Source organism: Tepidimonas sp., from assembly GCF_036824975.1.
Classification (GTDB): domain Bacteria; phylum Pseudomonadota; class Gammaproteobacteria; order Burkholderiales; family Burkholderiaceae_C; genus Tepidimonas.
This window is the reverse complement of the sequence record NZ_DAISZC010000035.1, coordinates 14,259-20,873: the sequence shown is the minus strand read 5'-3', so window position 1 is coordinate 20,873 and position 6,615 is coordinate 14,259. Positions and strand designations below refer to the sequence as shown.

The following is a 6,615-nucleotide window of genomic DNA, read 5'->3' as shown; positions in this document are numbered from 1 at the left end:
CCGCTGGAGCGGCGCCTGGTGCGTGCAGCCAAGTTCGACGAGATCAGCGTCTTTATCGCATTGGCGGTGATGTTTTCGACGCACTGGTGGGTGCCGCAGGCGGTGCAGACGCGCGTGTTCGTGGCCGGCGTGGTCGGCATCCTGCTGTACCTGGCGGTGGATGCGGTCGGCGCGCTCTTCGAGCCGGAGGAGGCTGGCGAGGCCGCCGAGGCGGCAGTGCACCGCTTGGGCTTTGCGCGCTTTTTGTACCTGGAGGTGCTCGACGCCTCGTTCTCTTCTCGTTTGACGGCGTCATGGGGGCGTTTGCCATCACCAAGGACGTGGTCATCATCATGCTGGGGCTGGCCATCGGTGCGATCTTCGTGCGCTCGATGACGGTGTACCTGGTCGACCGCGGCACGCTGAAGGCCTACGTGTACCTAAAGCGCGGCGCGCACTACGCCATCGGGGCACTGGCAGCGATCATGCTGCTGGGCACTATCGTACACGTGCCGGAAGTCGTCATCGGGCTCATCGGTATGGTCTTTATTGCCGCATCCGTGTGGTCTTCGGTGGGCAGCCGGCGCGGCGCCGTGTCCTGAGGTGTGAGCTCGCCGCCGCCCGTGTGCCACGGCGGGCTATGGCCGCGCCGCCGGGCGGCACGCGGTGGGGTGACGCATGGCCTGCACGCTGGCAGGCGTCAGGGTGAGGCGCTGTCCTGGGCGACGCGAACGGGGGCTGGCTTGGATGGCGTGGCGGCCGTGGTGCGGCTGCGTTTGGGCGCTGTGACCGGCTGTGCGGTGGCGGGGCGCACCGGCGCGGAGCGATCGAGCTGGCCCTCGCTGAGCGTGTCGAGCTGGAAACGGCCGCTGCGGTCCCACAGCCATGTCTCGGTATACACCACCGAACCGAGCCGGCGCGGGGCCGGAAACGGCACCGCCGCCTGCACCAGCCGCTCGATCTCGGCCCGCACATGCGGCACGTGGTCGGGCGCGCGCATCCACTCCAGCCGTTGCAGCTCGCCGCGCGCGCCGATGTGCAGCCGCATCACCCCCACCGCTTGCAGCAGCGGCGGCAGCTTACCCGGGTAGATGCGCTCGGCGTAGCGGCCATAGAGGTGGCGCGCACCGTCGCGCCGGTACTCGCGTTCACTGGCGGCCAGCGAGACCGGCCCGGTGAATGCAGGTTCGGGCTCGGCAACGACGGGTGCCGGTGTCGTCGGCGCGGGCAGCGCCGACGGTGGCGGCTCTTCGGGTGCCTGGGGAGCCTGCGCCGGCCGAGGCGTTGGCGCGCTGGCGCATCCGGCCAATGCCGCCGTCACCAGCCACACGCCGAGCCGAGCGGGTGACCGGACGCTGCCTGCAACCCATCGGGCCGGAGCGGTCAGGAGGTGAAAGACAATCGTGTGCATGGTGCAACCCGGGGCGGCCAACCCGTGAGCGACGGCGCCTGGGGGTCGGCTGGCGACCGGATTGTGCGCCATTTACCGACGGCCAGCAATGGGCTGCAGACCAACGGGATATCTGAGATCGGCGGCGGAACCGGCGCCGTTGCGTCGCGCGGCCCGGTTCGGTTTCACGCCACGGCCCGCTGCCGGGCTGGGTGCCGCCGTCTACGGCGGTGGCGACAGGGTCGTCGCCGGGCTCAAAAAAGCCCGCGCAGCGTCGGGCTAAGTTGTTGATTTATCTGGTGGGTCCTGTAGGATTCGAACCTACGACCTACGGATTAAGAGTCCGCTGCTCTACCAACTGAGCTAAGAACCCGGCCAATGGTGGACCGAAGGAGGATCGAACTCCCGACCTCTGCATTGCGAACGCAGCGCTCTCCCAGCTGAGCTATCGGCCCAAGAGTTTCAAATTATAGCGGCAAAACCGTTTCTCGCGGCAGTTAGCCGGCGTGCCGGTGGTGGTTCCGCCGTGCCGGCGGTGGGTGGTCAAACCCGCCTCGAGGGGGCCTGCCGTCTGTTGCGTGTTGAAGCGGCGGATCGGTCGTCGGGGGTGGGGCGCCTAGCCGTCAGGCGTCGTGCTCGGTCTTGATGTCCATGACGCGCAGGCTGACACCGCCGGCCTGGCGGGCCGCCTTGTCGCCGATGACGGGCCGGTTGGCGAACGACTGCAGGCGCTCACGCCAGGGCTGGATCTGCTGTGCCAAATCGGCCGCATCGGCAATGGCGGTCTCGTACCGCTTGAGCACTCCCCAGGCCGACTCGACGATTTTGGCGTTGCGTGTGGCCTGACCCTGCTGCAGCAGTTCCAGCACGGCGGCGCGCGGGTCACCAGCCAGGCTTTGGCGCATCGCTCGCTCGATGATGCCGAGCACATCGTGGTGCAACGCCATCAGGCGCTCGGCGTAGGGCGGGTGGGGCGCTGCGGCCTGGGCCAGCAGCGCTGCCAGTGCCTTGGAGGTGCAAAAGCGCAGGCCCACAGCGACGAGCCGGCTCTCGACCTCGTCGATCTGGATGGCGCGCTGGGCCACATAGGCCAGCAGGGTGGCTAGGTTGCAGGCGGCCTCGAAATCGAAGGCCTCATCGAGGATTTCCGCCATCATCGCCCGCAAGCCTTCCAGCACCCGCGCTACCTGCATGTCGTGCAGCAGCAGGGCGATCTCCAGCACCTCGGCCAAGCGGCGCAGGCGCCGCGATTCGGGGTGACGTTCCAGGATACGCTGCGCGTCTTCCCAGTGGCGCTGCAACCCCTTGCGATCGCCAGCCTGCAACGCCATGAAGCCCAGCAGCACCAGCGATTGGGCATCGAACATCTTGGAGTCGAGCCCTAGGCGCACCGAGCGCGCCAGCAGTTCCTGCGCCACGTCGGTCTGTCCGCAGTAGTGGGCCAGCATGCCGTGGCGTTGCAGCCGGCTGATCGAATGGGGGGTCAGCTCCGTGGCCATGCGGTACGCGGCCAGCGCGGCGTCGAAATTGCCCAGCTCGATCTGCGCCCGCCCCATGACGTCGTAGGCGTCCGCATAGTCAGCCTGTTCGCCAATCAGGCCGTGCAGGGTCTGGCTGGCTTTCTGCGGCTGCCCAGCGTCGAGCTGCGCACGCGCCACGCCAAGCTTGGCCCAGGGCAGCGCCTTGGCGGCCACCACGGCCTCATACAGGCGCTGCGCTTCGTCGAAGCGCTGCAGTCGCAGCAGCAGTTCGGCGCCGACCCGGGCGCTGTAGAGCCAGTAGTCGCCGCGCTGCTCGAAGCGGCGCAGGCACAGGTGCGCAGCGCGCTCGAAGTCGCGCGCCTCCACCGCATCGAAAATGTCTTTCAGCACCGTTTTGCGGTGCCGGGCTTGGCCGATGCGCTGGGCCAGCTGGTTGGCGGTAAACGGCTTGAGCAGGTACGAGTCCAGCGCTGATTCCGCCGCTTCGGCCACGCGCGCATACGAGGCCTCGGCGGTCACCATGATGAAGACGGTGGCAAACGGCAGCAGCCCGGCGCGGCGCAGGTCGTCCAGCAGTTCCTGACCGGTGCCACGATCGTTCGGAAAGTTCTGTTCGCACACCACGACGTCGAAGGTGCGGAATTCGAGCTGGCGGCGTGCGTCGGCGATGCGCGGGCTTTGCACCACGGTACGCGCGCCCATGTCCCGCAGCTGGGCCACCAGGATCGAGCGCGACGTGGGGTTGCCATCGACCACCAAAGCCGATGCACCGTACAGGTCCATCATGGCCGCAACGCCTCCTCCGCGCGCGACGGTGTGGACAGCCGCTCCATCGGCCCGAGGTTGACGCCGCCGGCCGGGCGCAGGCGCGGGTCGCCCAGGGCGGGCCGGTTGCGCGCGGTGCCATAGGCTTCGCGCAGGCTGGCGATGCGCTCCCGCCAGCTATCGGCGTTGGGCAGGGCGTCGCGGTAGCGCTGCAACAACAGCCAGGCGCTTTCCACGGCACGGGCGTTGAGGGTGTCCTGGGCGATGGCCACCAGCTCGGCCAGGGCCAGCACCGGTTCACCGTCGCTGGCGCGGCGCAGCGCCTGCTCGATGCGCTGCACCATGGTGACCTCGCATTCCCGCAGCCGTTGCGCGTAGGGGGTGTGGAGCGCCGCCGCGCTGGCCAGTAGCTCGCCCATCGCCTTCGAGGTGGCAAAACGCAGCCCGATCCGGTTGACGAGCTCGTCCTGCGCCGGCAGGGCGGTGTGGCGCGCCAGCGCCGCCAGGATGGCCAGCAGGTTGCACGCGGCTTCCATGTCGAACCCCGGGCTGGCGGCGTCGCTGGCGATGTCGGCAAAGAGGGCGGCAGCCTCGTGCGGCTGCGGCGGATGTGCCAGCAGGTCGATCCAGCGCACGAAACGCTGCAGCCGGGCATCATCCGGGTTGGCGCGCGCGCGCTTGTGCAGTTCTTGCCGGTGGCGCTCCCTCTCGGCTTCGTCACGCCGTTCGAATGCGGCGATGGACAGCAGCACCAGGCTTTCCGCATCGAACATTTTGGAGTCCAGCCCCAGCGCCGCGGCACGCTGCAGCAGCTCGATCGCCTTGTCCCGGTTGCCCAGAAAAAAGGCCAGCATACCCAGCCGCTGCTGGCGCCCGATCGCCATCGGGGTGGCCTCCAGCGCCTTGCCCAGGCTGTCCAGCGCGTCTTCGAACTGGCCCATTTCCATCTGCGCGCGGCCCAGCACGTCGTAGGCATCCGGGTAGTCGGGCGCGAGCTCGATGAGCTGGCGCAGCGTCTGCAGCGCCGCTGCCGGGGCGCCGCTGTCGAGCTGGCAGCGCGCCACCCCAAGCAGGGCCCAGGGCTGCGGATCGGTGTCCCAGATGGACTGAAACAGCGCCTGCGCCTGACCGAAGCGCCCCAGCCGCAGCAGGATCTCGGCGCCCCAGCGCGCCGCCGACAGCCACTGCGGGCCGCGGGCCGCGAAGCGCTGCAGGCACAGGTCGATGGCATCGTCGTAGCGGCGCTCTTGCAGCGTGCGGTGGATGTCCCACAGCGCCACCTTGCGCCGGCGCGCCTGCTCGATGCGGTCGTACAGGCTGCCGGCGGAGTAGGGGCGTACCAGATAACTGTCCACCGACGACTCGGCTGCCTCGGCTACTTTCAGGTAGGTCGCCTCATCGGTAATCAGGATGAAGACCGTTCCGTAGGGCAGCAGGCCCGACCGGCGCAGATCGTCGAGCAGCTCCTGACCCGAGCCGCCGCGCGGAAAACTGTCGCTGCACACCACCAGATCGAAGGGGTGGCGCTCGATTTCGCGTCGCGCATCGGCGATGCGGCTGACCTGGCTGACCGAGAGGTAACCGAAGGCGCGCAACTGGCCCACCAGCGTCAGGCGGGTGGTCGGGTTGGCGTCGACCACCAGCGCCGACGAGCGTGCCATGTCGGCCGGCAGCATGGCGACCGACGTACCGCCGGCCGTACTCACACCACCGCGCCCAGCTTGAAGATCGGCAGGTACATCGCCACCACGATACCGCCGATGATGGTGCCTAAGATGACGATGATGATGGGCTCCATCAGACTCGACAGACCCGCGACCATGTCATCGACTTCCTGCTCGTAGAAGTCGGCCGCTTTGCCCAGCATGTGGTCCAGCGCGCCCGACTCTTCGCCGATGGCGCACATCTGCAGCACCATCGAGGGGAAAACCCCGGTGTTGGTCATGGCCTGGGTGAGCGCGGTGCCAGTGGCCACCTCCTGCTGGATTTTCTCCGTCGCGTCGGCAAACACCGAATTGCCGGCTGCACCGCCCACCGAATCGAGTGCATCCACCAAGGGTACGCCCGCCGCGAACATCGTCGACAGCGTGCGGGTCCAGCGCGCGATGGCCGACTTTTCCACCAGCACACCGAAGATCGGCAAGCGCAGCAGCTGCCGGTCCATGAAGCGCTGCACCTTCTCGTTGCGCTTCCAGGCCTGGAAGAAGAAATACAGACCCGCGCCCAGTCCGCCGAAGATCAGCCACCAGTAGGCGACGAAAAACTCGCTGATCGCGATCACCGCCAGCGTCGGTGCCGGCAGGTCGGCCCCGAACGAGGTGAACACTTCCTTGAACGCCGGCACCACGAAGATCATGATCACCGACACCACCACGAACGCCACCACCAGCACCGCCGTCGGGTACATCAGGGCCGACTTGACCTTGCTTTTGATGGCCTCGGTCTTTTCGAGGTACGTGGACAGGCGGTCGAGGATGTCGTCCAGGATGCCCGCCGCCTCGCCGGCCTCGACCAAGTTGCAGTAGAGCGAATTGAAGTACTGCGGGTGCTTGCGAAACGCCGCGCTGAGCGAGGTGCCGGTCTCGACGTCGGAGCGGATCTCGTACAGCAAACGCGCCACGCTCGGGTTGGGGGTGCCGCGGCCGACGATGTCGAACGCCTGCAGCAGCGGCACCCCCGCCTTCATCATCGTGGCCAGTTGCCGGGTGAAAATGGCGATGTCCTTCGGCTTGATGCGCCGCGCCGACGCCAGCCGCCGCTTCTTGACCTTTTGCACCACGATGCCCTGACGGCGCAGCTGCGCCTGTACCTGGGCCTCGCCAGCAGCGCGCAGCTCGCCCTTGACCGCCTTGCCGTTGCGGTCTTTGCCTTCCCATTCGAAGACATATTCCTTGATCGCTTGCGTTGCCGTAGCCATGGCTGTGCTGCTCCGCTCGGGTGGACGCGTGGGGACGCGCCCGATGCTGGGGATGATCCGTTCAGTCGTTGGTCACCGCCAGC

Annotated in this window: 6 protein-coding genes and 2 tRNA genes; 2 read left to right on the top strand and 6 right to left on the bottom strand. The window is 67.9% G+C overall.

Annotated features, from left to right (window positions below; all coding sequences use genetic code 11):
* Both V7Z54_RS05780 and V7Z54_RS05775 read left to right on the top strand, forming a co-directional pair.
* Positions 1-375: DUF475 domain-containing protein (locus tag V7Z54_RS05780; RefSeq protein WP_334135041.1), on the top strand; the 375-nt coding region annotated here is incomplete at its 5' end.
* On the top strand, positions 294-581 hold the full coding sequence (locus V7Z54_RS05775) for a DUF475 domain-containing protein (protein ID WP_334135040.1): 288 nt from the start codon (positions 294-296) through the stop codon (positions 579-581). The genes V7Z54_RS05780 and V7Z54_RS05775, both read left to right, overlap by 82 nt.
* A gap of 98 nt (positions 582-679) precedes the next feature.
* On the opposite strand, the gene V7Z54_RS05770 is transcribed toward V7Z54_RS05775, so the two are convergent.
* The 6 genes from V7Z54_RS05770 to V7Z54_RS05745 form a co-directional block, all read right to left on the bottom strand.
* On the bottom strand, positions 680-1,309 hold the full coding sequence (locus V7Z54_RS05770; protein ID WP_334135039.1) for a hypothetical protein: 630 nt from the start codon (positions 1,307-1,309) through the stop codon (positions 680-682).
* Positions 1,310-1,666: 357 nt separating this feature from the next.
* Positions 1,667-1,742 (bottom strand) — tRNA-Lys (locus V7Z54_RS05765).
* 6 nt (positions 1,743-1,748) lie between these two features.
* Positions 1,749-1,824: transfer RNA gene (locus V7Z54_RS05760), tRNA-Ala, on the bottom strand.
* Between the two features lie 168 nt (positions 1,825-1,992).
* Positions 1,993-3,636, bottom strand: coding sequence for a response regulator (locus V7Z54_RS05755; RefSeq protein ID WP_334135038.1), 1,644 nt, complete (start codon positions 3,634-3,636; stop codon positions 1,993-1,995).
* Positions 3,633-5,276, bottom strand: a complete 1,644-nt coding sequence (locus V7Z54_RS05750) for a tetratricopeptide repeat protein (protein ID WP_334135037.1) — start codon at positions 5,274-5,276, stop codon at positions 3,633-3,635. The genes V7Z54_RS05755 and V7Z54_RS05750 overlap by 4 nt, the downstream gene beginning before the upstream one ends.
* A gap of 41 nt (positions 5,277-5,317) precedes the next feature.
* Positions 5,318-6,532 (bottom strand): type II secretion system F family protein, encoded by a 1,215-nt coding sequence (locus V7Z54_RS05745; RefSeq protein ID WP_334135036.1) that lies wholly within the window; start codon positions 6,530-6,532, stop codon positions 5,318-5,320.
* Positions 6,533-6,615 lie beyond the last annotated feature (83 nt).